This is a genomic window from Mycolicibacterium brisbanense (assembly GCF_001570425.1).
GTDB lineage: Bacteria > Actinomycetota > Actinomycetes > Mycobacteriales > Mycobacteriaceae > Mycobacterium > Mycobacterium brisbanense.
On sequence record NZ_BCSX01000006.1, the window covers coordinates 15,006 to 36,971 of the forward strand.

General features: G+C 63.6%; 22 protein-coding genes and 1 pseudogene. 10 read left to right on the top strand and 13 right to left on the bottom strand.

Features of this window, described 5'->3' with window-relative positions; translation table 11 throughout:
• Positions 1-50: 50 nt before the first annotated feature.
• The gene (gene dctA, locus RMCB_RS02285; RefSeq protein WP_062827462.1) at positions 51-1,451 is read right to left on the bottom strand and encodes a C4-dicarboxylate transporter DctA; all 1,401 of its coding nucleotides are present in this window, start codon (positions 1,449-1,451) and stop codon (positions 51-53) included.
• A 286-nt stretch (positions 1,452-1,737) separates the two neighbouring features.
• On the opposite strand from dctA, the gene RMCB_RS02290 reads away from it, so the two are divergent.
• Complete coding sequence (locus RMCB_RS02290; protein ID WP_062827463.1) at positions 1,738-3,288, top strand: NCS1 family nucleobase:cation symporter-1; 1,551 nt, start codon at positions 1,738-1,740, stop codon at positions 3,286-3,288.
• Between the two features lie 73 nt (positions 3,289-3,361).
• Here the strand turns inward: RMCB_RS02290 and RMCB_RS02295 are convergent, their stop codons facing one another.
• Positions 3,362-4,582, bottom strand: a complete 1,221-nt coding sequence (locus tag RMCB_RS02295; protein ID WP_109784147.1) for a DUF6986 family protein — start codon at positions 4,580-4,582, stop codon at positions 3,362-3,364.
• A 138-nt stretch (positions 4,583-4,720) separates the two neighbouring features.
• Here RMCB_RS02295 and RMCB_RS02300 point away from each other — a divergent pair, with 138 nt between their 5' ends.
• Entirely contained in the window at positions 4,721-5,011 is a 291-nt protein-coding gene (locus tag RMCB_RS02300) for a Dabb family protein (protein WP_062827464.1), read from the top strand.
• Here the strand turns inward: RMCB_RS02300 and mddA are convergent.
• Positions 4,950-5,747 carry a methanethiol S-methyltransferase gene (mddA, locus tag RMCB_RS02305; protein WP_062827465.1) on the bottom strand — a complete coding sequence of 266 codons (798 nt, stop codon included), beginning with the start codon at positions 5,745-5,747 and terminating at the stop codon, positions 4,950-4,952. The two genes, RMCB_RS02300 and mddA, sit on opposite strands and share 62 nt — an antisense overlap.
• Before the next feature lie 48 nt (positions 5,748-5,795).
• Positions 5,796-6,992: pseudogene (locus tag RMCB_RS02310) on the bottom strand (HD domain-containing phosphohydrolase); the annotation flags it as partial.
• A gap of 129 nt (positions 6,993-7,121) precedes the next feature.
• On the opposite strand from RMCB_RS02310, the gene RMCB_RS35960 reads away from it, so the two are divergent.
• A complete protein-coding gene (locus tag RMCB_RS35960; RefSeq protein ID WP_165606243.1) occupies positions 7,122-7,292 on the top strand; it encodes a hypothetical protein in 171 nt (56 codons plus the stop codon).
• A 480-nt stretch (positions 7,293-7,772) separates the two neighbouring features.
• On the opposite strand, the gene RMCB_RS02315 is transcribed toward RMCB_RS35960, so the two are convergent.
• The 7 genes from RMCB_RS02315 to RMCB_RS02345 all read right to left on the bottom strand — a co-directional run bounded on the left by RMCB_RS02315 (position 7,773) and on the right by RMCB_RS02345 (position 12,712).
• The gene (locus RMCB_RS02315; protein WP_062827466.1) at positions 7,773-8,546 is read right to left on the bottom strand and encodes a sulfite exporter TauE/SafE family protein; all 774 of its coding nucleotides are present in this window, start codon (positions 8,544-8,546) and stop codon (positions 7,773-7,775) included.
• A gap of 6 nt (positions 8,547-8,552) precedes the next feature.
• Positions 8,553-8,966 (bottom strand): DUF302 domain-containing protein, encoded by a 414-nt coding sequence (locus RMCB_RS02320; RefSeq protein ID WP_062827484.1) that lies wholly within the window; start codon positions 8,964-8,966, stop codon positions 8,553-8,555.
• 66 nt (positions 8,967-9,032) lie between these two features.
• On the bottom strand, positions 9,033-9,404 hold the full coding sequence (trxA, locus tag RMCB_RS02325) for a thioredoxin (RefSeq protein ID WP_062827467.1): 372 nt from the start codon (positions 9,402-9,404) through the stop codon (positions 9,033-9,035).
• 26 nt (positions 9,405-9,430) lie between these two features.
• Positions 9,431-10,633 (bottom strand): NAD(P)/FAD-dependent oxidoreductase, encoded by a 1,203-nt coding sequence (locus tag RMCB_RS02330; protein WP_062827468.1) that lies wholly within the window; start codon positions 10,631-10,633, stop codon positions 9,431-9,433.
• A gap of 15 nt (positions 10,634-10,648) precedes the next feature.
• Positions 10,649-12,028, bottom strand: a complete 1,380-nt coding sequence (locus tag RMCB_RS02335) for an MBL fold metallo-hydrolase (RefSeq protein WP_062827469.1) — start codon at positions 12,026-12,028, stop codon at positions 10,649-10,651.
• A 187-nt stretch (positions 12,029-12,215) separates the two neighbouring features.
• Positions 12,216-12,404 (bottom strand): DUF8730 family Cys-rich protein, encoded by a 189-nt coding sequence (locus RMCB_RS36395; RefSeq protein ID WP_072278394.1) that lies wholly within the window; start codon positions 12,402-12,404, stop codon positions 12,216-12,218.
• 29 nt (positions 12,405-12,433) lie between these two features.
• Positions 12,434-12,712, bottom strand: coding sequence for a metal-sensitive transcriptional regulator (locus RMCB_RS02345; RefSeq protein ID WP_062827470.1), 279 nt, complete (start codon positions 12,710-12,712; stop codon positions 12,434-12,436).
• 150 nt (positions 12,713-12,862) lie between these two features.
• Here RMCB_RS02345 and RMCB_RS02350 point away from each other — a divergent pair, with 150 nt between their 5' ends.
• From RMCB_RS02350 to RMCB_RS36400, 5 genes are all read left to right on the top strand, one after another.
• Positions 12,863-13,309, top strand: coding sequence for an MmpS family transport accessory protein (locus RMCB_RS02350; RefSeq protein WP_062827471.1), 447 nt, complete (start codon positions 12,863-12,865; stop codon positions 13,307-13,309).
• On the top strand, positions 13,306-16,218 hold the full coding sequence (locus RMCB_RS02355; RefSeq protein ID WP_084388341.1) for an MMPL/RND family transporter: 2,913 nt from the start codon (positions 13,306-13,308) through the stop codon (positions 16,216-16,218). Before RMCB_RS02350 ends, RMCB_RS02355 begins: the two co-directional genes overlap by 4 nt.
• The gene (locus RMCB_RS02360) at positions 16,215-16,577 is read left to right on the top strand and encodes a rhodanese-like domain-containing protein (protein WP_062827472.1); all 363 of its coding nucleotides are present in this window, start codon (positions 16,215-16,217) and stop codon (positions 16,575-16,577) included. Before RMCB_RS02355 ends, RMCB_RS02360 begins: the two co-directional genes overlap by 4 nt.
• A 79-nt stretch (positions 16,578-16,656) precedes the next feature.
• Positions 16,657-16,926, top strand: a complete 270-nt coding sequence (locus tag RMCB_RS02365; protein ID WP_024452282.1) for a metal-sensitive transcriptional regulator — start codon at positions 16,657-16,659, stop codon at positions 16,924-16,926.
• Positions 16,927-17,181: 255 nt separating this feature from the next.
• Entirely contained in the window at positions 17,182-17,628 is a 447-nt protein-coding gene (locus RMCB_RS36400) for a DUF5994 family protein (protein WP_234791966.1), read from the top strand.
• Between the two features lie 211 nt (positions 17,629-17,839).
• Here the strand turns inward: RMCB_RS36400 and RMCB_RS36405 are convergent, their stop codons facing one another.
• Together RMCB_RS36405 and RMCB_RS36410 are read right to left on the bottom strand one after the other, a co-directional pair.
• Entirely contained in the window at positions 17,840-18,784 is a 945-nt protein-coding gene (locus RMCB_RS36405) for a tyrosine-type recombinase/integrase (RefSeq protein ID WP_234791963.1), read from the bottom strand.
• Entirely contained in the window at positions 18,781-19,320 is a 540-nt protein-coding gene (locus RMCB_RS36410) for a hypothetical protein (protein WP_234791964.1), read from the bottom strand. The genes RMCB_RS36405 and RMCB_RS36410 overlap by 4 nt, the downstream gene beginning before the upstream one ends.
• Before the next feature lie 613 nt (positions 19,321-19,933).
• Here RMCB_RS36410 and RMCB_RS02385 point away from each other — a divergent pair.
• Positions 19,934-20,989 (top strand): HAD-IIA family hydrolase, encoded by a 1,056-nt coding sequence (locus RMCB_RS02385; RefSeq protein ID WP_062827474.1) that lies wholly within the window; start codon positions 19,934-19,936, stop codon positions 20,987-20,989.
• Between the two features lie 314 nt (positions 20,990-21,303).
• Positions 21,304-21,957 (top strand): HAD family hydrolase, encoded by a 654-nt coding sequence (locus RMCB_RS02390; RefSeq protein ID WP_063979564.1) that lies wholly within the window; start codon positions 21,304-21,306, stop codon positions 21,955-21,957.
• The last annotated feature ends 9 nt before the right edge of the window (positions 21,958-21,966 follow it).

Consider the following 21,966-nt stretch of genomic DNA (forward strand, 5'->3'; position numbering starts at 1 on the left):
CGACCCACGCCCCCGGTCACGTGCACAATCAGCGTATCGACTGAGCGCGCTCAGGGGCGCGGATTCACCGCGGCTCCCTCCGATGCCGACGTGAGTTCGCCACTGATCGGGTCGGGTTCGACGAGGGGCGGTACTTCCTCGCCGGCGAGGACACGGCGCATCCGGTCCTTGTCCAGCTGGCCCTCCCAATTGGCGACGACGAAAGTGGCCACACAGTTGCCCAGCAGGTTCACCGATACGCGCATCGAGTCCATGATGCGGTCGGCGCCGAGCAGCAGCGCCACCGCGGCAACCGGGATGGCGCCGTGCCCGATCGCCGCGACGGTCGCTGACAGCGCCAGGAACGACGAACCAGGAACCCCCGCCATTCCCTTGGAGGTGAGCATCAGGACCAGAACCGCGGTGATCTGCTCACCCAGGCTCAGGTCTACGCCGAGCGCCTGAGCAAGGAACAGCACGCAGATCGACAGATACAGCGTCGCGCCGTCCAGATTGAACGAATATCCGGTCGGCACAACCAGACCCGTGGTGGTCCGCGAGCAACCGGCGTTCGTGAGCTTGGTCATGATCCGCGGTAACACCACCTCCGTCGAGGCGGTACCCAACGCGAGGAAGAACTCATCTTTGATATAGACGAGAAATCTCCACAGGTTCACGCCGGCAAAGACCTTCGCGATCACCGCGAGTATGACGATGAACAGCACCGCCGCCAGGTAGCAGGCGGCGATCAACTTGCCGTAGCTGGCCAGCGAAGCGATGCCGTATTGCCCGATGATGTAGGCCATCGCACCGAAGGCGCCGAGCGGGGCCAGCCGCATCACCCAACCGACGATGGTGAAGAAGATATGGCTCATGTGATCGACGAATTCGAGGATCACGGGTGGACCGGACTCTCCGAACTTGGCCAGTGCCAGGCCGAACAGCACTGCGAAGAAGAGCACCTGCAGCAGCGCGTTCTCGGCGAAGGCTGAAACGACCGAGGTCGGGATGATGTTGAGCAGGAATTCGACGGTGTGCGGCAGCTCGCCGTTACTCGTCTTCTTGGCGACCGCTTCGGCTCCGGTCACCAAGGTTTGCGGATCGATACTGAATCCGGCGCCCGGCTTGACGAGATTTCCGACAACCAAGCCGAATACAAGCGCGAAGGTCGTCACCGCCTCGAAGTAGACGAGCGCCTTCACTCCGATCCGGCCCACCGACTTGAGATCTCCGACGTGAGCGATACCGAGCACGACCGTGCAAAAGATGATCGGCGCGATGAGCATCTTGATCAGCTTGATGAATCCGTCGGCCAGTGGTTTCAGCGCGCCACCTGCTTCGGGCCACAACCAGCCCAGGAGGACACCTGCGACGATCGCTACCAGCAACTGGAAGAACAGCGACGTGTACCACGGCGGCTTGTTCGCCAGCCGGATCATCTCACTGCTCGGCGGATCGATCGTATGTGTCATTCGCGAAAAGCTAGGGCCGCGTTGTTATCCCGACGTTAAGCCGTCGCTACCCCGCTGTATCGATCAAGAGATACTCCGCCAGGGGCGGCGGCCAGACTGAAACGTCGGCGACCCCTTGCCGCAACATCGTGGAACTAGCCTCGCGATCAAGCGGCCTCGACGCCGTCATCTCGACCCTGCCGGCGAATACCGGGCTGCTGGCCTGAGTGCCGAATATATCTTTCCCGCAATTGCGGCATAGCGCAGTGGAAACAGCAGGGAAACAGTTCATTCCTACCGTCGGTCCATGACTGAAACCGCTGTACCTCAGATGACAGGCGCAGTACCGCCCGGCACTGCGGTGGGGTCCGGGGATCTCGTTGAGGCGGCCGGGCATCCGGTCGGCAGCGGTGAGATCAAACCGGGCTACGACCCACGGCTCACCAACGAGGACCTCGCACCGCTGCGCAAGCAGACCTGGGGTTCTTACAACATCTTCGCGTTCTGGATGTCCGACGTGCACAGCGTCGGTGGCTATGTGACCGCCGGCAGCCTGTTCGCGCTGGGTCTGGCCAGCTGGCAGGTCCTCGTGGCGCTGTTGATCGGCATCACGATCGTGTACTTCCTGTGCAACCTGGTCGCCAAACCCAGCCAAACCGCAGGCGTTCCGTACCCGGTCATCTGCCGGACGGTATTCGGTGTGCTGGGGGCCAACATCCCGGCCATCATTCGTGGCCTGATCGCCGTGGCCTGGTACGGCATTCAAACATTCCTGGCGTCAGCTGCGCTGGACATCGTTCTGATCAAGTTGTTCCCTGCGCTCGCGCCGTACGCCGTGGTCTCCGACTATGGATTCGCCGGACTGTCGTTGCTGGGCTGGGGCAGCTTCCTGCTGCTGTGGGTACTACAGGCCTGCGTGTTCTGGCGCGGCATGGAGGCGATCCGCAAGTTCATCGACTTCTGCGGCCCGGCAGTCTATGTCGTCATGTTCCTGCTGTGCGGGTACCTGATCTTCAAGGCCGGCTGGGGCGCCATCGATCTCAACCTCGGTGGGGTTTCCTACACCGGCTGGGCCTCGGTGCCGGTCATGCTCGGCGCCATTGCCCTGGTGGTGTCGTACTTCTCCGGCCCGATGCTCAATTTCGGTGACTTCTCCCGCTACGGCAAGTCGTTCGAGGCGGTGAAGAAAGGCAACCTGTTGGGGCTGCCGGTGAACTTCCTGGTGTTCTCGGTGCTGGTGGTGGTTACCGCGTCGCTGACGCTGCCGGTGTTCGGCGAGCTGATCACCGACCCGGTGCAAACCGTGGCCCGCATCGATTCCACGTTCGCAATCATCCTGGGCGCGTTGACGTTTACGATCGCCACTATCGGCATCAACATCGTCGCCAACTTCATCAGCCCCGCGTTCGACTTCTCCAACGTCAGCCCACAGCGCATCAGTTGGCGTGCCGGTGGCATGATCGCGGCGGTCGGTTCGGTGTTGATCACACCGTGGAACCTCTACAACAACCCCGAGGTCATCCACTACACGCTGGAAACCCTCGGCGCGTTCATCGGGCCGCTGTTCGGCGTCCTGATCGCCGACTACTACCTGGTGCGCAAGCAGAAGGTGGTTGTCGACGATCTGTTCACCATGGACTCGTCCGGAAAGTACTGGTACCGCAGCGGTTACAACAGAGCCGCAGTGATTGCGACCGTGGTGGGTGCCGTGTTGGCGGTCATCCCGGTGCTGCTCGGCGGGCACCTCGTCGGTATGCACACCGCCGCGCAGTACAGCTGGTTCATCGGCTGCGGTGTGGCGTTCGGGCCCTACTACCTGTTGGCCAAGCGGGATGCGGTGGTCGCCGCGTCGGTGTAGACGGTGACATTGCGCTCAGGGTCGTGAGTTCTCGAAAATCACAGCCCTGTGCGCAATCTCATCGTAGCTGCCGTCATACGATGCGGTTCTTGAGGTTTCGCAACACGTCGAGCGTGGCACCTGGCGCCAGGGCCACCACGTCGGCAGCGGCGAAGGCGCCGCAGTCCAGTCCGCGCAGCACCACTGCGGCCAGCGCCTCGGCGGTCGCCGGCTCGTCGACGATCGACCCGCCGCGTCGGTCCAGATAGGCCTGCAACCGCGGTGCCGCTGCTGTCATCGCGGCGCGGAAGAAGGCGAACGTCGCGAGCCAGCGGGTCACCAGGTGGCCGGGATGCATGTCCCAGCCCTGGTAGAAACCGCGCGCCAGCGAGCGGGTCACCAGGCGGTGATGACGCCGGATCGCCTCGGCCACTTGGTCGTCGGAACCCACCGGGGCGACCTGGGTCGAGCCGTCGCATACCCACACGCCGGTCTGTGCCGCCGCGACCTGCATGACGGCCTTGGCATGGTCGGCCACCGGATGGTCGAGCGCCTGATGCTGGGGCGCTATGCCACAGGCCGCGCTGTAGTCGTAGGTGCCGTAATGCAATGCGCTGCAACGGCCGTCGGCGCGCTGGATCGCCTGGGCCACAGTGGCGGCTCCGTCGGGGCCGAGTACTGCCTGGGGACTCTCGATCTGCAACTCGAAGCGCAGTGCGCGCTCGGGCAGACCATGCGCTGATTCCAGGGCCTCGCACAGCCATACCGCCGCGGTAACTTGCTCGGCCGCACGAAGTTTGGGAATCGTGAACACGAACCCGTCGGGCATGCCGCCGTCGAGCACGTGCTCCAGGGTGCGTACGGAACGCGGGCGCTCGCTGACGGTCAGCCCCTTGATCCGGATCCCGGCGCTGTCCAGGCCGAGCGCATGCAGCGTCTGACCGGCCCGCACCGCGTCGGCGTCCTCGGTGTCATCGGGGCGGCGGCCATAGCCGTCCTCGAAGTCCAGCCTCAGATCCGCGATCGGAGCCTCGGTGAGACGCTGCCGCACCAGTGCCAGTTCGTCGGGGTCGCCGAGGTCGGCGAACACCGTCGCATGACGGTCCATCAGGTCGAGCGCAGCCGCACCCCACTGACGCGAGGTGTCCGGTGAGGCATCCGCCGCGCTCACGTAGACGGTGTGCACCGGCTGGATGTCGCTCCGGTCACCGGGAAACCGGCTGGCCAGATCCGCGTCGACCGTGGTGAGCAGCTGGTCGACGCGGGACAGCGTGTCCTGGTCGATTCGTGGACGATGTTGTGCTGGCACCGTCATATCGTTGCGCTTAGACGCGTTTGGTGATGCGAGAAACGCCGTATCGCCCCTGACGCTGTCGGGTCGGTTACTGTACCTGGTGCCCGCCGACGCCGGCATGGTGGCGAAGTAGCTCGACAGCAAGGGAGCGTGAGACCGATGTCGTTCACCCATATCGTGACGTTCAAATGGCAGGCGGATCAGTTCGACGACCAACCGATTGCCGATGCACTCAACGCGCTCGTCCCCAGCCTCGCGGGAGTGCAACGCTACGTGTGCGGGGCGGATATCGGTCTCTCCCCCGGCAGCTACGACTTCGCGGTTGTCGGCACCTTCGACAGCCGCGATCACTTCATCGCCTACCGGGATCATCCGGAGCACCGGCGCATCATCGACGAACTGATCGCGCCGAATGTCGACACGAGAACCGTTGTGCAGCTGGAAGATTGACCCTTGAGGTAGCACGCCTGCCGGGTAACCGGGGCACCAGCATGGGCACCGTCTCACGGTAAGCCGCGTAACGCGCACCCAGCGTTGCCAGCAGGTCGCGTTCCTCCAGTTGTATCGCCAGGAGAATCCAGCCTGTCGTCACGGTGGCGAAGAGCAGATGCGCCAGCGTCATCGTGGGCGCCGCCCAGAACGCGACGATGAAGCCCAGGTTCAGCGGATGCCGGACGACGCGATAGAACAGCGTGGTGCGGAACCCGGTCTCTGAATGTGGCCGCGCGGTGTTGAAAACCTGTCGCAGCCCGAACAACTCGAAATGGCTGATCATGAACGTCGACGCCAGCACGATCCCCCAGCCCAGCCAGAACAGCGTCCACACTGTCATGCGGGCCGGCCGCCAGTCGATGTCCCACACCACGGCCGGTATCGACCGCCACTGCCACATCAGCAACGCCAGTGTCGAGCTCGCGCAGAGCACGTAGGTGCTGCGCTCCACCGCCGTGGGCACGTAGCGGCCCCACCACCGTTTGAACCCAGGACGTGCCATCACGCTGTGCTGGGCGGCGAACAGCGTCATCAGGAGCACATCGACGACGACCGCGACGCCCACCGGCGCTGAGGTGGCGTCATCGACACTGCGCGGGGTCAGGCCACCCACGAAGCCGATTGCGTAGACGAATACGGCCAGGAACAGGACGTAGCTGATCGCGCCGTAAGTGATTGCGAAATAACGGTTCATGGCCACAAGCGTGACGCCGGCAGCGCACCCCGAAATGGGGCATTTGCCTCAACTTTCGAGTCCGCCGACCAGACCGCGCTCCAGCGCATACATACTCGCGCCGATCCGGTTCGAGACGCCGATCTTGGCATATGTGCGCTCGACGTGATTGCGCGCCGTCTTTTCGCTGATCACCAGTTTCGCGGCGATCTCCTTGTTGCTCGCCCCTTGGGCGACCAGCCGCAGCACCTCGACCTCACGCGCGGTCAGCCCAGCGGGACGCAACGCGGTACGTCGTCCGCGATGCCCGGCTGCATGCAGGACCGCGTCGACGGCGACCTGGTCGAGTTCGCCGTCGCGCACCCGGGTGTGCAGTCGGCGGGCCGCGCCATGCGTCGACAGCGGCTCACGATACGGTCTGGGCTCGACCGCCGACTGATACGCGACCGCGGCGGCCACCAGCCGGTCGGGCATGGTCAGCTGCCGCGCGGTCAGCCCGCGCGGATAGCCGCGGCCGTTGAGGTACTCGTGATGGTTGGCGGCTACGGAGGCTACGCGCCGCAGACCGGGAATGCGGTGCAGGATCCGCTCGGTCAGGTACGGGTGCAGACGCACCCGCTCGAACTCGGCCAGCGTCAAAGCGCCTGGCTTGGACCAGATTTGATTGGACACGCCGATCCGGCCGATGTCGTGGATGTGCGCCGCCCGACGGGTGAGCGTGACCTCTTCGGCGCCGAGTCCCACGGTGGCGGCGGCATCCGCCGCCAGTTGCGCTGCGGCCCGCGAATGACCAAGCGTGAAAGGGCATTTCAGGTCGACGAAATCGCCGAGCGCCGTCAGCAGCGCGTCGAGCGCGGCCTCATCGAGCCGCGCGTTCCGATCCGGCGCCTGGTGCAGTGCCATTGCCCAGACATCCCCGTTCGCCGGGACGGCCAGCAGCGCATCCGGGTCCGCGACGAACGCGTCGACCACGGCCGGATCGAACTGGCCGCCGCGGCGGCTCCGGGCCATCGACACGGCTCCGCCGGCACCGTACTCGCGGTCGTGCACCTCCACCATGTCGGCCAACTGCGCGACCCGCATCTCGATCGGAATCGCCTCGCCCGATACGCCGCCGGGAAGGCCTCCGCCGTCGAACCGCTCGAAGGTGTACCGCAGTGCCGTCTGCACGTCGTCCGCCAGTCCGATCTGCTGCGCCAGCAGCGCAGCGGATGTGCAGTGCGAGTGGATCAGCTGCGAGATGTGGCCTCGGGCATGAAGATACAGCACAAATCAGCACGTGACTGCCGACGGTCCGGATGAGCTTCCGACGCGAGCCGCCGCCAACGTCTGCCGCATAGCTGCCCGTGGTCAGTCGTCGACAGTCGACAATGCCAATTGTAGAGTCACCAAGTCATGGCCGAGTTGGAGTGTGAGCTCTACGTCGAGTCCGGTATCGAGGATCGCATCGACGTCGGCCTGATCCTGAGAGGCGATCATGGAGACAAACTTTCCATCTGCATAAACAGCCAGCGGCTCGGGGGCGGCTCGCCGGCGACTGGCAAGAGCCTGAGCGGCATTCCGTGATCGGTCACGTTACTGGGATGAAGGGGAAAATCCACAGTGACACTGCCTTTTTCGAGGAGCATCTTGAGCAGGCTGCGACTACGTGGTCGCGTGAACTCAAGCAGATCAAGCACTTCTGCAGACGAGGCGCTGAAGTCGTCGCGCCACATCGAAATTGACATCAGCCCTGACCATTCGCGCAATCCACCCACTCCTGGAGCCAACCCTTCAGGGAGATGGGAGGTCACAACGTGGGCTAAACGACGAGAGCGTACGCCCGACGTCATCAACATCAAAGCTTGGGGATTGTTGACGCCGTGCCGTATGTATCCACCGAGTTCTGGGCACAACTCCACATGGCATTCGTCGTGCGCTAGGCGCGCGTTTACTAGCTCAACCAATGCGCCGACAGTCCAGGACAAGTAGTGCTCGAAATGGGTGGTGACCGCCGAGTGGAAGCGCGTACAACGCCCGCTCATCAAACCGTCAGATCGCTGAGCTTCAGCGCAGTAGCAGAGTATCCACCAGCACGTAGGCCGCGACCGCGAAGACCAGATAGGCGAACCAGTGTTGGAGTCGCCGGTGGTCGAGCCGGGTGCCGAGATGCCCTGCGATCAGGGACCCGACGATCGCGGTGCCGACAAACGCCGCGGCGATCGTCCAGTCGATGCTGGTGCCACTCAGGTGGGAGAGGATTCCCGCGGCCGAGTTCACGACGATGATCACCAACGATGTTCCGATGGCGACCGGCATCTCGACCCCGAGCATCAACACCAACGCAGGAATGATCAAGAAGCCGCCACCGACGCCGAAGAGGCCGGTGAGCAGGCCGACGAGGAATCCCGCCGGAATGGACCGCGTGGCGCAGCGGCGCCAGTTGATGCCCGAGTCGCCAACCCTGCATGCGGTCCCGGTCGACGCGTTCTCCTGCAGCATGCGCACACCGGCCAACACCATCACGGCGGCGAAACCCGACAGCAGCACCGATTGCGGCAGCTGCTTGCCGATGAGGCTGCCGATGAAGGTGGCGGGAATGCCGGCCAGTGCGAACACCGCGGCGAGTCGCCACTGCACCTGCCCGGCTCGGATCTTCGGCAGGACGCCGACCGCCGAGGCGGTTCCGACCACGATGAGCGACATCGGAATTGCCTGCTCGATGCCGAGTCCCAGCACGTACACCAGGGCGGGTACCGCCAGGATGGAACCGCCTCCCCCGAGCAGGCCCAGCAGCACCCCGATGACCGCTCCGAGGGCGAGGGCAAGGGCGATGTTCATCGAGTCCTACCCTGTTCCGTCGGGGCGGGACAGTGCGTCGGCGACGGCGTGCAACCGCGCCGCAGCCTCCTCCGCGACCGCGTGAAGTGCCGGCTGGTCGGCCAACTGCACCATCATCTGGGGGTCCGCGATATCGACGATCACGACGCCGTCGTTCTCCGGATCTGATCGCAGGACCACGTTGCACGGCAAGAACACTCCGACCCGGCGATCCGCGTCGAGCGCCCGGTGCGCCAGCTTCGGGTTACACGCTCCCAGGATCAGGTAGTCCTCCATGTCGGTGCCGAGCTTCGATTTCAGCGTCGCCCTGATGTCGATCTCCGTCAGCACACCGAATCCCTGATCGGACAGCGCGCGTCGCGTCCTGTCCACGGCGTCCTCGAAGGACGACGTGATCCTGGTGGAGATACTCGATGCCATCAGGCATTTCACCTTCTCGAATTGACCGTGACATGATTGGAATTCACTGGTCTGTATGGATTTCGGTCAGCGTCGCGCGGCAGCCTTGGCCCACACGTCGGCCATGTCCAACGCCTTGACCCTGGTGATGAGATCCTCGAGCGCCGCGGCCGGCATCGCGCCCGGTTGCCGGTAGACCAGGATGCCGTCGCGGAACGCCATGATGGTCGGAATGGCCTGGATCTCCAGGGCGGCAGCCAACTGCTGCTGCGCTTCGGTGTCCACCTTGGCGTGCAGGACGTCCGGGTGCGTCTGCGATGAGCGATCGAAGACCGGGGCGAACGCGCGGCACGGGCCGCACCACGACGCCCAGAAATCCACGATCACAATCGGGTTCGCCGAGATCGTCGCCTGGAAGTCGGCGGCGGTCAGGTTCTTGGTGGTCTTGTTGATGGTCATTGTTGTCTCCTTTCGGGTCGGGATGTTCAGGCCAGGCCCCGCAGCATGAGGTTCCAATACATGAACGGCAGTCCGTACTTCTTGAGGTACCAGTACGCGCGGTGCGGTGTGGTGGGGTTGAGCAGCGGGAACGTGGGCTCCAGGTTGAGGTCGTAGTCGAACTCGGCAAGCAGCATCGAGTGCGACGAGGTGACGATCGGGCACGACGAGTAGCCGTCGTAGGAGGCCGGAAGCGGCCTTCCGTTCAGGTACGCGTCGATGTTGTCGACCACCGCCGGCGCCTGCTTCCGGATGGCCGCACCGGTCTTGGAATTCGGTGACGAACCGGCGTCGCCCAGGCTGAACACGTTCGGATACCGGACGTGCTGCATGGTGTGTTTGTCGATGTCGACGTAGCCCGTGGCGTCGCCGGTGGACAGCGGACTGTGCTTCACCCAGTCGGGTGCGGATTGCCGTGGCACGGCGTGCACGATGTCGTACGGCAGCATGGTGTCGGTACCGCCCGGCCCCACACTGCTGATTCCGACCTTTTGGGCGGCCCCGTCGACCGAGGTTACTTCGGAGTTGGTGTGCAAGGTGATTCCGTAGTCGGCGATCACCTTGTCGAGGCTGTCCGCGATCGCCGGAATCCCGAACGGCCGGGCGCCGGGCATGACCAGATGGATGTCGATGTCCTTCAGCACACCTTCCGAACGCCAATGGTCGGCCGCCAAGTACGCGATCTTCTGTGGAGCGCCGGCACATTTGATGGCGCCCGAGGGGACCGTGAACACGGCGGTTCCGGAGCGGAGGCCGCGGATGAGGTCCCAGGTGCGGGGCGCGAGATCGAACCGGTAGTTCGATGAGACCCCATTGCGCCCAAGGGTTTCCTCCAGGCCTTCGGTGCGGTTCCAATCGAGTTGGATACCCGGGCAGACGACCAGCACCTCGTATTCATAGGTGGCGCCGTCCACACAGGTCACCGTGTTGGCGTCCGGATCGACCGTGGCTGCGGCCTTCTTGATCCAGGTGGCGGCCTTGGGCATGACCGATGATTCGGCGCGTTCGGTCGTCGATGCCTTTGCCTGACCACCGCCGACGAGCGTCCACAGCGGTTGGTAGTAGTGCTTGTCCGACGGCTCGATGACGGCGACGTCGGTGAGACCCTTGCGCAGCAACCGCGCCGCGACGGTGATGCCGGCGGTCCCGCCGCCGACGATCACGATCTGATGTTTGGCAGAGATGGTCATGGTGTGTCCTCGATTTCAGGCGTTCTGGACGGCTTCTTCCCAGGCGCCGTACCCGCCCAGGATGTCGCTCACGTCGATGAATCCGTTGTGCCGCAACAGGCTGGCGGCGACCGATGACCGGTAGCCACCCGCGCAGTACACGACGGTCGGCTTGGCGGAGTCCAACTCCCCCAACCGAGCCGGCAACTGGCCCACCGGAATCGGGATCGCGTTCGGAACGGCCCCGGCCTCGACCTCGCCCGGATTGCGGACGTCGACGATCTGCAGGTCTTTGATCCGGGCCGCGCGCTCGTTGAACGCCTTTGCCGTCAGCCGCGACGCGACGACGACCTCGTCCTGATGGGTGAACATCGTCCGGTACGGGTCGGCCAGGTAACCGACGACGCGGTCGAAGCCGATCCGGCCCAGCCGGTTCTTACCCTCCAGCTCCTGGCCGGGTTCGGTAAACAGGACGATGTCGACATCGGACCGCAGCACCGAACCGGCGAACTCGGCGTAGCGGCCTTCGAGCCCGATGTTGATCGCCTGGCGCAGGTGGCCCTGCGCGAACTCCTCAGGCGTGCGCCCGTCGACCAGGACGGCTCCTCGATCGATCGCTTGCCGGGCTTGCTCATAGGTCATCGCGGCCGGCATCTTGGTCTCGTCCAGCAGCGCACGGTCCTTGCGGTTGAGGATCGCGTCGTAGACGAAGTACCCAGGCGCTGGGGGTTGCCCTTCGGTGACGAGCTTCATGAAGGTCGCCTTGTCGGGGGCCCGCAGCGCGTAGTTGGTGGCCTTCTGATCGCCGATAGTCGACCACAGGTCCGTCGACAGGTTCTTGCCACAGGCCGAGCCCGCACCGTGCGCCGGGTACACCCGGGTCGCATCGGGCAAGGTCATCAACTTGTTGTGCAGCGAGTCGTAGAGTTTGTCCGCCAATTCCTCGCGGGTGAAGCCGATCGAGGCCAGCAGGTCCGGGCGGCCCACGTCACCGATGAACAACGTGTCCCCGGTCATCACCCCGTAGGGCACCTGGTCGTCGGCGTGCTCGTAGACGACCACGCTCATCGACTCGGGGGTGTGTCCCGGGGTGTGCCGGAATTCCAGCGTGACGTCACCGAGTGAGTAGCGTTCGCCGTCGCGGACGCCCATGGATTCGAATTCGGTCTCGGCGACGGAGGAGTAGACGATCTTCGCGCCGGTGGCCTTGGCGAGCTCGAGGTGGCCGGACAGGAAGTCGGCGTGGAAGTGGGTCTCGATGACCAACTCGATGGTCAGTCCCTGTTCTCTGGCATCGGCCACATATTCGGACACATCGCGCTGCGGGTCGATGACGACCGCGCGACCGGTGGTCTCGTCGCCGATCAGATAGGACGCGTGGGAAAGACAATCCAGGTAGTACTGATGCAGGATCATTGACGTCTTCTTTCTCGTTGGTAGTAATACCCCTACGGGTATCTACAAGTACCCCCCTGGGTAAATTATTCCGAGCTTTGGGCCATGCAAGAGGGGGCATCGCTCATATGCTGAACAATACCCCCTCCCGTATTTCTCGCTAGAGGCTTTGGTCCCCTGAGGAGGGGACAACCAGCCAGGATCCGCGCTAGGTCTTGTCTTGCGCAGTCTTACGTCGACCGAACCAGCCCCGCCGGACCGACTCAGTGGCGTCACCCGACGCGTGCCCGGCACACCACTGCCCGGCCGGCACCCCCCGCCGAACCGCGTCGACGTGCATCCCACAACCGGCCCAGGTGGTCTTTCCACATACCCGGCATGTGACAGCGCGACACATCGCATACTCCTTTCCTTGGCGAGCGGAACTCAGGCCAGACTCAAGAAAAGCTTCTCCAGCTCTTCGGCGGTGAGGGCGCCCGGACGGCCGCCCGGACCATCGGCGGAATCCATACAGTTGCGCAAACCTGACGCGATGATCGCGAAGCCGGCCCGGTCCAACGCCTTGGATGCGGCGGCGAGCTGAGTGACGACATCCTTGCAGCCACGACCCTGTTCGATCATCGAAATCACGCCGCCGAGTTGCCCTTGCGCGCGGCGCAGGCGATTGAGCACGGCGGTCATATCCGCCTCGTTCTCTGTGGTCATGTTGTCAACATACCATACCCCCTATAGTATCTATGGAGACGATTGCGCTAGGCTGCGATTCGAAAGACTGATACCGTACGGGGTATAAATCCGGACGGCGGTCCTGCGCGATGCGCGGGAACCGGTACACATCTGCGATAGGGCGAAACGATGAAGATGCCGTCGTTGTTCGGCTGGTTACAACGGTTTTGGGTGGTCGCGGTGGTGGTGCTGACCCTCATGGCCGCCGTGGCGGTGGTGAGCCGGCTGCGCACGTTCTTCGACTCGGATCTGCCATTCGTCGCCGGGTCGGAACGTGTGGACGCCATCGTGCCGTTCAACACCAAGCGCGTCACCTATGAGGTCGTCGGCCCTCCGGCCACGAGCGGCCAGGTGAGTTTCCTCGACGCCAACGGAAAGACCCGGGAAGCGACATTCACCGCACTGCCGTGGTCGGTCGACGTCGTCACCACAGCTCCCGGCATCTTGGCGAACGTGGTTGCCCAGGGCGACAGCACATCACTGGGCTGCCGCATCTTGGTCAATGACAAGGTGGTCGCCGAGCGCCATGCCGCGGGGCGCGACGCCCAGGCATTCTGTCTGGACAAAGCCGCATGAGCGACCGCGCCGCACGCCCGTTCATCGCCCGCACCATCCGCGCCGGCGCCGTCCCCATCATCGTGGTGTGGGTCGCGATCACCGCCGGGCTGAACCTTCTTCTCCCCCAGGTCGAATCGGTCAGCAAGCACAATGCGGTATCGATGTCCCCACAGGACGCCCCCTCGGTCATCGCGGCCAAGAAAATGGGCACGAAGTTCGCCGAATCGACCTCCGACAGCATCGCGATGGTGGTGCTCACCGGCGACGACCCGCTCGGCGAGACGGCACATCGCTACTACGACCAACTGATCGCCGGCCTCGAACGCGACAGCGTGCATGTCGAGCACGTGCAGAACTTCTGGGGTGATCTGATCACGGCGGCCGGCGTGCAGAGCGCCGACGGAAAGGCCGCCTACGTCCAGCTCAACCTTGCCGGGGACCAGGGCAGCACCCTGGGCAACGAATCGGTCGGAGCCGTACGCGACATCGTCGACCGCACCCCGGCACCGGCCGGATTGCACGTCTATGTCACCGGTCCCGCCCCGTTGACCACCGACTCGCTGGAAACCGGCGACAAGAGCATGGTCAAGATGACCGTGGTGACCATGGTCGTGATCACGATCATGCTGCTGCTCGTCTACCGTTCGATCAGCACCGTTCTGCTGATCCTCGCCATCGTCGGGATCGAGATGGGCTCCGCGCGAGGAGCCGTCGCCCTGCTGGGCCACTTCCGGGTGATCGACTTCTCGACCTTCTCCGTCCCCCTGCTGACGGCCCTGGCCATCGCGGCCGGGACCGACTACGCGATCTTCCTGATCGGCCGCTACCAGGAGGCCCGCCAGAATGACGAAGACCCGGAATCGGCCTATTACACCGCCTTCCACGGCGTCGCTCACGTGATTTTGGGCTCGGGCCTGACCATCGCGGGTGCGATGTTGTGTCTGCGCCTGACCCGCTTGGCCTATTTCAAGTCGCTGGCCTTTCCGTCGGCAGTCGCACTGATCGTCGCCGTCGCGGCGGCACTCACCGTCGCCCCTGCCATCCTGGTGCTGGCAAGCAGATTCGGCCTGCTGGACCCGAAGCGAAAAATGAAGACCAAAGGATGGCGCCGGATCGGCACCGCCACCGTCCGCTGGCCCAAACCGATTCTCGCCGTCGCGACCGCCGTCACCATTCTCGGCGTCCTCGCCGTGATCGGGTACCGGACAAGCTACAACGACCGGCACTACATTCCCGCCGACGTGCCGGCCAATATCGGTTACACGGCAGCCGAGAAGCACTTCAGCGCGGCACGGTTGAACCCCGACATCCTCATGGTCGAATCCGACCACGATATGCGAAATTCCACCGACATGATCGTCCTGGACCGAATCGCCAAGGCGCTGTTCCGAGTTCGTGGTATCGCCATGGTCCAGAGCATCACCCGGCCGCTGGGCTCGCCGATCGCGCACAGCTCCATTCCCTATCAGGTCAGCATGCAATCGGTACCGATCACCCAGAATCTGCAGTTCCTGAAACAACGAGTGGGCGACATCGACTCGATGTCGGTCAACCTGGGCACGATGATCGACGCGATGACCCGGATACAGAATCTGATGGTCAAGTTCTCCGACGCCATGCACCGCACCACGGCCTCGGCCGACCGCACGGTCGAGGACGCAAACACCCTCAAGGCGTCCGTCGACACGATGCGAGACCATCTTGCCGATTTCGATGACGAGGTTCGGCCGATCCGCAACTACTTCTACTGGGAGCCAAACTGCTTCAACATCCCGGCATGCTGGGGCGTGCGGTCGGCATTCGACGCCATCGACGGCGTTGCCACCCTCAGTGACAACATGGGCGTGCTGCTGAAGGACATGGACGCCATGACGAACGGGATGGGCGACATCGACGCGCTGGTCCCGCAGATGGTCAACCAACTCCCCCCGATCATCTCGACGGCAACCTCGATGCAGCAGACGCTGCAGACCATCCACAGCAGCTTCGCCGGGCTGATCGACCAGATGCAGCAGATGACCGACACTGCCACCGCGATGGGCGAGGCGTTCGACGCCTCCAAGAGCGACGACTACTTCTATCTGCCGCCCGAAGTCTTCGCCAACCCCGACTTCCAGAAGGGACTCGCGCTGTTCCTGTCCCCCGATGGCAAGGCCGCGCGTCTGATCATCACCCACGACGTCGATCCGGCCACCGAACAAGGGATCTCGACCGTCGACGACGAACTCGTCGCCGCACACGAAGCGGTGAAGGGCACCTCGCTGGCCGATTCGGAGATCACCCTGACCGGGACCGCCGCGACCTATCGGGACATCCAATCCGGCGCCAAATACGACACCATGATCGCCGCGTTCGCCGCGCTGACCCTCATCTTCCTGGTCATGATCGTGATCACCCGGGCATTGGTCGCATCGCTGGTGATCGTCGGCACCGTGGTGTTGTCGCTCGGCGCCGCGTTCGGACTGTCCGTACTGGTCTGGGAGCGGGTGGTCGGCATCGAACTGAACTGGATCGTGCTCGCGTTCGCCGTCATCATCCTGATGGCCGTGGGCAGCGACTACAACCTGCTGCTCGTCTCACGGTTCAAGGAAGAGATCGGTGCCGGTATCAAAACCGGGATCATCCTATCGATGGGCAGTACGGGCAGTGTCGTGACCGCCGCCGGGCTGGTCTTCGCGTTCACCATGGGCTCGATGGTGTCCGGCGACCTGCTGAATGTGGGGCAGGGTGGCACCACGATCGGGATCGGTCTGCTGCTCGACACCCTGATCGTGCGCTCGCTGATGACCCCGTCCATCGCGGCGCTCCTGGGCCCCTGGTTCTGGTGGCCGCTCAAAGTCCGCTGGCGCCCCGCGGTCCGCAACACACCACCGCCGGCACCGGACCCCGACGGAAACGAACAACGACACCAGGAGGTTTCGGCATGACCCGATCGGACAACTCAGGACACGGGGTGAAGGTCATCGATATCGATCCGGTGGCGGCGGCCGCGGTCGTCGCCGAATCCGGCGCCACCCTGCTCGACGTTCGCGAAGACGACGAATGGGCGGCCGGTCACGCGCCGGGCGCGGTGCACCGGCGGTTGCGTGATCTGGATGTACGCACCTTCGACGGCACGGCTCCCGTCGTCACCATCTGTAAGTCGGGACGCAGATCGGGTGCCGCGGCGAGCCAACTCGCGGCCGCCGGCGTGACGGTCTACAACGTCACCGGTGGCATGACGGCCTGGCAGCACGCCGGGCTGCGCGTCATCCGCGACGACGGCACGGCGGGTGCCGTTATCTGACGCGCGGCGCAGCTTCCGTCGGGGAATATACCCCCGCGGGTACGCTGTTGCGATGAAGCGAAAGTGAAGGACGTGAACCATGACCGGTGACCAGGAAAATATCACTGCGGTGCTGAACAGGCTGCGGCGTGCGCAGGGTCAGCTCGCCGGCGTGATCTCGATGATCGAGCAGGGCCGCGACTGCAAAGACGTGGTGACCCAGCTGGCCGCGGTGTCCCGGGCCTTGGACCGGGCCGGTTTCAAGATCGTCGCGACCGGCCTGCGGGAGTGCATCGCCGGCGAGACGGCCGACGGTTCGGACCCGATGACCGAAGCCGAACTGGAGAAGCTGTTTCTCGCGCTCGCGTGACCGCGCTCAGTCGGTGACCTCGACCCAACGGCCGCCGGAGTTCATCGACTCGATGAGAGCGTCGGCGACTAGCGCCGCGCGCAAGCCGTCCTCGGCGGTGGCCAACGCCGACGGACGGCGCTTCCGGTCCGAGTTGGACGTCACCAGCTGCTGGAACCGGTTCGCTGTCGACGGCGGCGATCTGCCCATCATCAACCCGCCTCCAGTTGTATCGAAGACGAATTCCCCGACCTGAACGCCGCCATCGAGCAGCGCCTGCCGTCGGTAGTGCTGGTGGCCTATAGCCGTGACGGATGGATCGCCCCGCCGGCCCAGATCAGTGTTGGCGACCATCACCGCCCGATCGAGCTGGTCGGTTTCGATAGTGACGAGCCTTGCGCGGTCATTGTCGTCGGGGAGGACGGCCACCATCTGGCGCTGCGTGTCATCGCCCCAGGTACTGCGCCGCATGAGGCCGAACTGGCGCTCGAACAGATACCGCAGCGGACCGCATCTGTGCGGCCTACCCCGGCGATGGCCCGATCGCTGGTCGGTGTAGCTACTAAGCTTGCCGATCACGAGGGACTCAACAATCCGCAGCGCAACGCTGAGATTCTGCAGTGGTGTGTTGAGGCCGCAGAGCGGTTCGACGATCACTGGTGCTGTGCACCGTGCCGCTGTGTTAGACGTCGGTGGGCGCAGTCGGTATTCGCGGACCAGTGATCGGTTGGATCCGCGCAGGATGTCGATGTCGTCGCGTAGTGAGGCGATGACGCGGTCGTTGTCGGTGCAGGTGATCTCCGATTGCGCGAGGCGTTGGCGCAGAATATGTCAAGAACCAGCATTTCCTGCGTAGAAATGAACCGATGGCGTGTCACACACCTATTTTTTAAGGTGGGCCCGAACCAACGGCCGTGGGCGCTTGGAAGGCACGTCACGGCCTACCAGCAGTGACGAGTGGAACTTGCTCGGCAATGCCTGCCGCAAGGCGCGCCGCTTTTCGATCGGCGTGGTCGATCGTGATCCGGAGCTGGTTGACGTCGCCTAGCCATTGATTGCGCTCCGCTTCCTCAACTTGAGTGCAGAGGTTGTTACGGATTTCATCCAGTCGAGCTGCCTGGGCGGGATCGACCTGGCAGAAGTCGCAGCGGATGCAGGCATGTTCATGGGCGCAATCGGAGCCATACGGACGGTGACAGTTGCCGAGGGCGATCTTGCGTTGCCCGAAGTGCTCCATGAATTCGTCCCATTCGGCCTGCGTGGGCTCACGGTACTCAGCGGAGGGCCGGGCTTGTCTGCGGCCCTCGATGAAGCGGTTGTACGCCTCGAAGACGTCCTGTTGGTACACCGCGGTGTAGCCACGGGTGACCTCGATATTGTTGTGGCCCACAATCTTTCCGGCAAGGTGAATCGGAAAGCCAGCGTTGACGATGTCGGTGATGAAGATCCGGCGGAAGTCATGCGGCGTGAAATGCAAGGGTGTACCGTCAGTGTCCTTCAAGGCCATACTGTTTGCGAGCTCTGATAGCCACTTTCGGATCGTGCAGTCGTTGATCACACGGGACCGTCCGCCCTCGCGGATTTGAATGAGGTGCGGCATCGGCGCAGACACGTGACGCTCATGTTTGTCGATGCGGCAGCACAGCGGAACCCGCCCGTCGATGCTGATGAACTCGACCAGTCGCGCCAAGGTGGTTGTCAGCTCAGGACTGCACGGGAATATCCGCTCTTGATCGTTCTTGCTCGGTGCGATCTGCAGGAGCGGGATGACCGTGCCGTCGGGCTTGCGATACTGCTTGATGCTCAGATGGGTCAGTTCCAGCATTTCTTCGATCCGGATACCGGTGTGGCGCAGGACCTGAACGATCGTCCATGTCATGAAGGCATGAAGGCACGCATGACGGCATACGGGATGTCGACCCGCATCTGCGATCCATCGCGCAGAACGTAGACACGAGACCGGTCAGACCCCTTGCCCGGTGTGTGCTTGATGTAGGTGTTCCCGTACACGGTGAATGGATCATCGAACGACGCTGATCTCGCGAGTGCTTGCAGCTCGGCCGCCTCCAGGTAGGCGCGCTCGGCCGCCGCAACGAGGGCGTCCATGTGCGGGGCGAGAGTGCGTCTGCGTGCCTGCATTCGGTGTGCGCGCTGGGCGCGGCGTTTCTGCTGGCCCCGCACGTCTCGAATGCTGACCGGACATGGGACCGCCCACTGACCCCACGTCGACGGATCTTCATGGGCGCAGGCAGCTACGTCAAGGTAGAAGCTGCGGACCGCTCCGAGAATGCTCTCGGCGTGCCTGCGCGGTGTTCCATCGGGTTTGGTACGCAACCATTCTTTCCAAGCGGATGCTTGGGCCTTCGTCAGGTTGATCGTGTCGATGCCGGGGTTGGCGTCCTCGATCGGCACCACCGCCTGCTCGTTGAACGCTGAACTGGCGCTGAATGTCAGTATGACGGTCGAGACGTAAGAGGTTGGCGGAACTGATGCTGGAGCTCCCGGCAGTGCTGCCGCGCCGGGCGTTCGTCGGCCATGAGGCAGCCGAAGGCTAGATAGAGAGTCCTGCGCTGTCCGACGTAGCGCGGCCTCGTCCAAACCGGCGGCCAGTTGCAAGACATACCGAGTGAACTTGATGAACAATTCACTCATGAGTCGACACTGAAAACCGAGACCGCAATCCTTGAGTATCGGTTTCGATCTGTCGCCTAGTCGCATAGGTTTGACGTGTGCTCATCCGGTCGCCCGGCACTCGAGAGTCAACGGACGGGTCGGCACGGCCGACGCCGCTCGGCCCCTGACGTGCCAATCGCATGCCCAATGTTGGGAGCAACGAGTTGTCTTTCACTCGCCAATCACGAGACTCGGCGATTCATATCTCTGCAAGCGACCGCCCTCGGCGCTTGCCACACCATCCCGACCGGCATTCACTGCCGAAACAGTTCAGATTTGACACTGCAGCCGATGCGGGAACGACAATCACAACCGACTTTACGTCGCCCGCAAGGTCCGCTCGACGATCACAGCGATGCACCTGAGTCTTCGCCGCGGTGCGCCTAGCGCAGCACCCGCTGATGCAGCATGCCTGGCACAACAACACGATTGCCTAATACTCGACCTTGATGGAACGGTGTTTCGCGGATCACAGCCGACCGAGGGCGCTGTGGAAGTACTCGACTCCGTTTCCAGCCGAACGATATTCGTTACCAACAATGCTTCCCGCAGTTCGGCCGCAGTGGCCGAGCACCTGCGCGGCTTGGGCCTGACCGTTGAGACTGGTGACATCATCACAAGTGGTCAGAGTGCCGCGCGGCTGTTGGCCACAGAATTGCCAACTGGGTCAGCAGTTCTGGTAGTCGGCACGGATGCACTAGCCGACGAGATTGTCAGAGTCGGCCTCCGGCCCGTGCGGACGTACTCCGACACACCCGTCGCTGTCGTTCAGGGACATTCCCCACAGACATGTTGGTCCGACTTGAACGAGGCAGCGTTAGCAATTCGCAACGGCGCGCGCTGGGTAGCCACAAACCTCGATGCAACCTTTCCGACCGGCCACGGGATAGCTCTCGGAAACGGGTCGATGGTCGCAGCATTGCAAAAAGGCACCGGCGCGACGCCGGAAGTCGCAGGTAAACCCGCGCCGAACATGCTGCGAGATGCCCTGAACCAAGGAGTATTTCGTTCGGCACTGGCAATCGGAGACCGGCTCGACACTGATATTGCGGGAGCGGCGGGCGCCGGACTATCGAGCCTGCTAGTGCTGACCGGAGTCACTGACGTCGTTGACCTGATTCAAGCGCCGCCAGGCCACCGGCCAACCTATGTTGCCCAAGACCTTCGCGGCCTCTACGAGAGTCCAGCGACGCTGCGCGTCGGTCCGCAAGAGCGATGGCACGTGCATATCGCGGCTGACACGGCGACAGTGAGTTCTTTCGCCAAGAGCGCCAACGAGTCCGCGCTGTCACTGGTTCGTGCGATCGCACATGCGGTCTGGACGGCCAACCTGCCCTGGGACACACTGACAATCGTCGCAGCCGACGATGTCGCCCGCAAGGCACTGCGGCTGTGGTCGCTAATTGACTGAGTACGGTCGACTCCGACAGATTGTCCAGCCACCACCGAGCGTCGACGTCTACCCCCCTCATCCCTGGCCGCAACCAGCGATCGAGCGGCCCGCACCATGTCGACCACGTCGCGGCCGTCCACTGGCCACAAACTTACCCATGGTCAGAAGGACAGCCGACATGAGTTCAAAGACGTACTGGCCCGAATTGAATTGCCCCGCTGTGGATATGGCGACTAAACTCTCAATGTATGCGAGAGCCCAAGGCGGTTGCGCCAGAGCCACACTCTGACTCCGCAATTCACCTTCACCCGGGAAGCCCACACTGGGCGGTCATGTGGGATATGGATGGCACTCTTGTCGATACGGAGCCCCACTGGATGAACGCACAGCGGCGGCTCGCGGCTACCCACGGAATTGTATGGACGGACGAAGACAATCTGAAAGTGGTCGGGCAGTCCATGGAGTTCGTCGCAAAAACGTTGCAACAGAGCGGAGTCGAACAACCGACGCTGGAGATCATCAGATCTCTCGTCGAGGATGTCGCTGCCACGATACAGACCAAGATCCCATGGCTGCCGTGCGCGGAATTGCTCCTCAGCGACCTCGCTCGTTCTGGCGTGCCGTGCGCACTGGTCACCATGGCTCACACACCGATTCCCCACCTTGTCGCTGCAGCGGCAATCCCCGGGGCCTTCGCGGCTGTCATTGCCGGTGACGATGTCGCCAGAGGAAAGCCGGACCCAGAACCCTACCTGACTGCCGCACGTAGGTTGAAGGTCGAACCGACACACTGTGTAGCAGTGGAGGACTCACTCAGTGGCACTTTGAGCGCGGAATCAGCCGGGATGGCCGTTGTCGTCGTTCCGGGCGTCGTGTCCGTACCGCCGTCACCGGGCCGGCACTTCGTACGGTCGCTCGCGGACCTATCCGTCGAAAAGCTACGCGAGATCGTGGATGTGTCCCGCCCCGCCGACAACTCGCGCTGAGCTTTTCGC

Bases quoted from the DNA above. Each gene is read 5' to 3' on its own strand.
- dctA (WP_062827462.1), bottom strand. From the start codon at position 1,451: ATGACACATACGATCGATCCGCCGAGCAGTGAGATGATCCGGCTGGCG.
- RMCB_RS02290 (WP_062827463.1), top strand. From the start codon at position 1,738: ATGACTGAAACCGCTGTACCTCAGATGACAGGCGCAGTACCGCCCGGC.
- RMCB_RS02295 (WP_109784147.1), bottom strand. From the start codon at position 4,582: ATGACGGTGCCAGCACAACATCGTCCACGAATCGACCAGGACACGCTG.
- RMCB_RS02300 (WP_062827464.1), top strand. From the start codon at position 4,721: ATGTCGTTCACCCATATCGTGACGTTCAAATGGCAGGCGGATCAGTTC.
- mddA (WP_062827465.1), bottom strand. From the start codon at position 5,747: ATGAACCGTTATTTCGCAATCACTTACGGCGCGATCAGCTACGTCCTG.
- RMCB_RS35960 (WP_165606243.1), top strand. From the start codon at position 7,122: ATGGCCGAGTTGGAGTGTGAGCTCTACGTCGAGTCCGGTATCGAGGAT.
- RMCB_RS02315 (WP_062827466.1), bottom strand. From the start codon at position 8,546: ATGAACATCGCCCTTGCCCTCGCCCTCGGAGCGGTCATCGGGGTGCTG.
- RMCB_RS02320 (WP_062827484.1), bottom strand. From the start codon at position 8,966: ATGGCATCGAGTATCTCCACCAGGATCACGTCGTCCTTCGAGGACGCC.
- trxA (WP_062827467.1), bottom strand. From the start codon at position 9,404: ATGACCATCAACAAGACCACCAAGAACCTGACCGCCGCCGACTTCCAG.
- RMCB_RS02330 (WP_062827468.1), bottom strand. From the start codon at position 10,633: ATGACCATCTCTGCCAAACATCAGATCGTGATCGTCGGCGGCGGGACC.
- RMCB_RS02335 (WP_062827469.1), bottom strand. From the start codon at position 12,028: ATGATCCTGCATCAGTACTACCTGGATTGTCTTTCCCACGCGTCCTAT.
- RMCB_RS36395 (WP_072278394.1), bottom strand. From the start codon at position 12,404: ATGTGTCGCGCTGTCACATGCCGGGTATGTGGAAAGACCACCTGGGCC.
- RMCB_RS02345 (WP_062827470.1), bottom strand. From the start codon at position 12,712: ATGACCACAGAGAACGAGGCGGATATGACCGCCGTGCTCAATCGCCTG.
- RMCB_RS02350 (WP_062827471.1), top strand. From the start codon at position 12,863: ATGAAGATGCCGTCGTTGTTCGGCTGGTTACAACGGTTTTGGGTGGTC.
- RMCB_RS02355 (WP_084388341.1), top strand. From the start codon at position 13,306: ATGAGCGACCGCGCCGCACGCCCGTTCATCGCCCGCACCATCCGCGCC.
- RMCB_RS02360 (WP_062827472.1), top strand. From the start codon at position 16,215: ATGACCCGATCGGACAACTCAGGACACGGGGTGAAGGTCATCGATATC.
- RMCB_RS02365 (WP_024452282.1), top strand. From the start codon at position 16,657: ATGACCGGTGACCAGGAAAATATCACTGCGGTGCTGAACAGGCTGCGG.
- RMCB_RS36405 (WP_234791963.1), bottom strand. From the start codon at position 18,784: ATGACATGGACGATCGTTCAGGTCCTGCGCCACACCGGTATCCGGATC.
- RMCB_RS02385 (WP_062827474.1), top strand. From the start codon at position 19,934: ATGCACCTGAGTCTTCGCCGCGGTGCGCCTAGCGCAGCACCCGCTGAT.
- RMCB_RS02390 (WP_063979564.1), top strand. From the start codon at position 21,304: ATGTGGGATATGGATGGCACTCTTGTCGATACGGAGCCCCACTGGATG.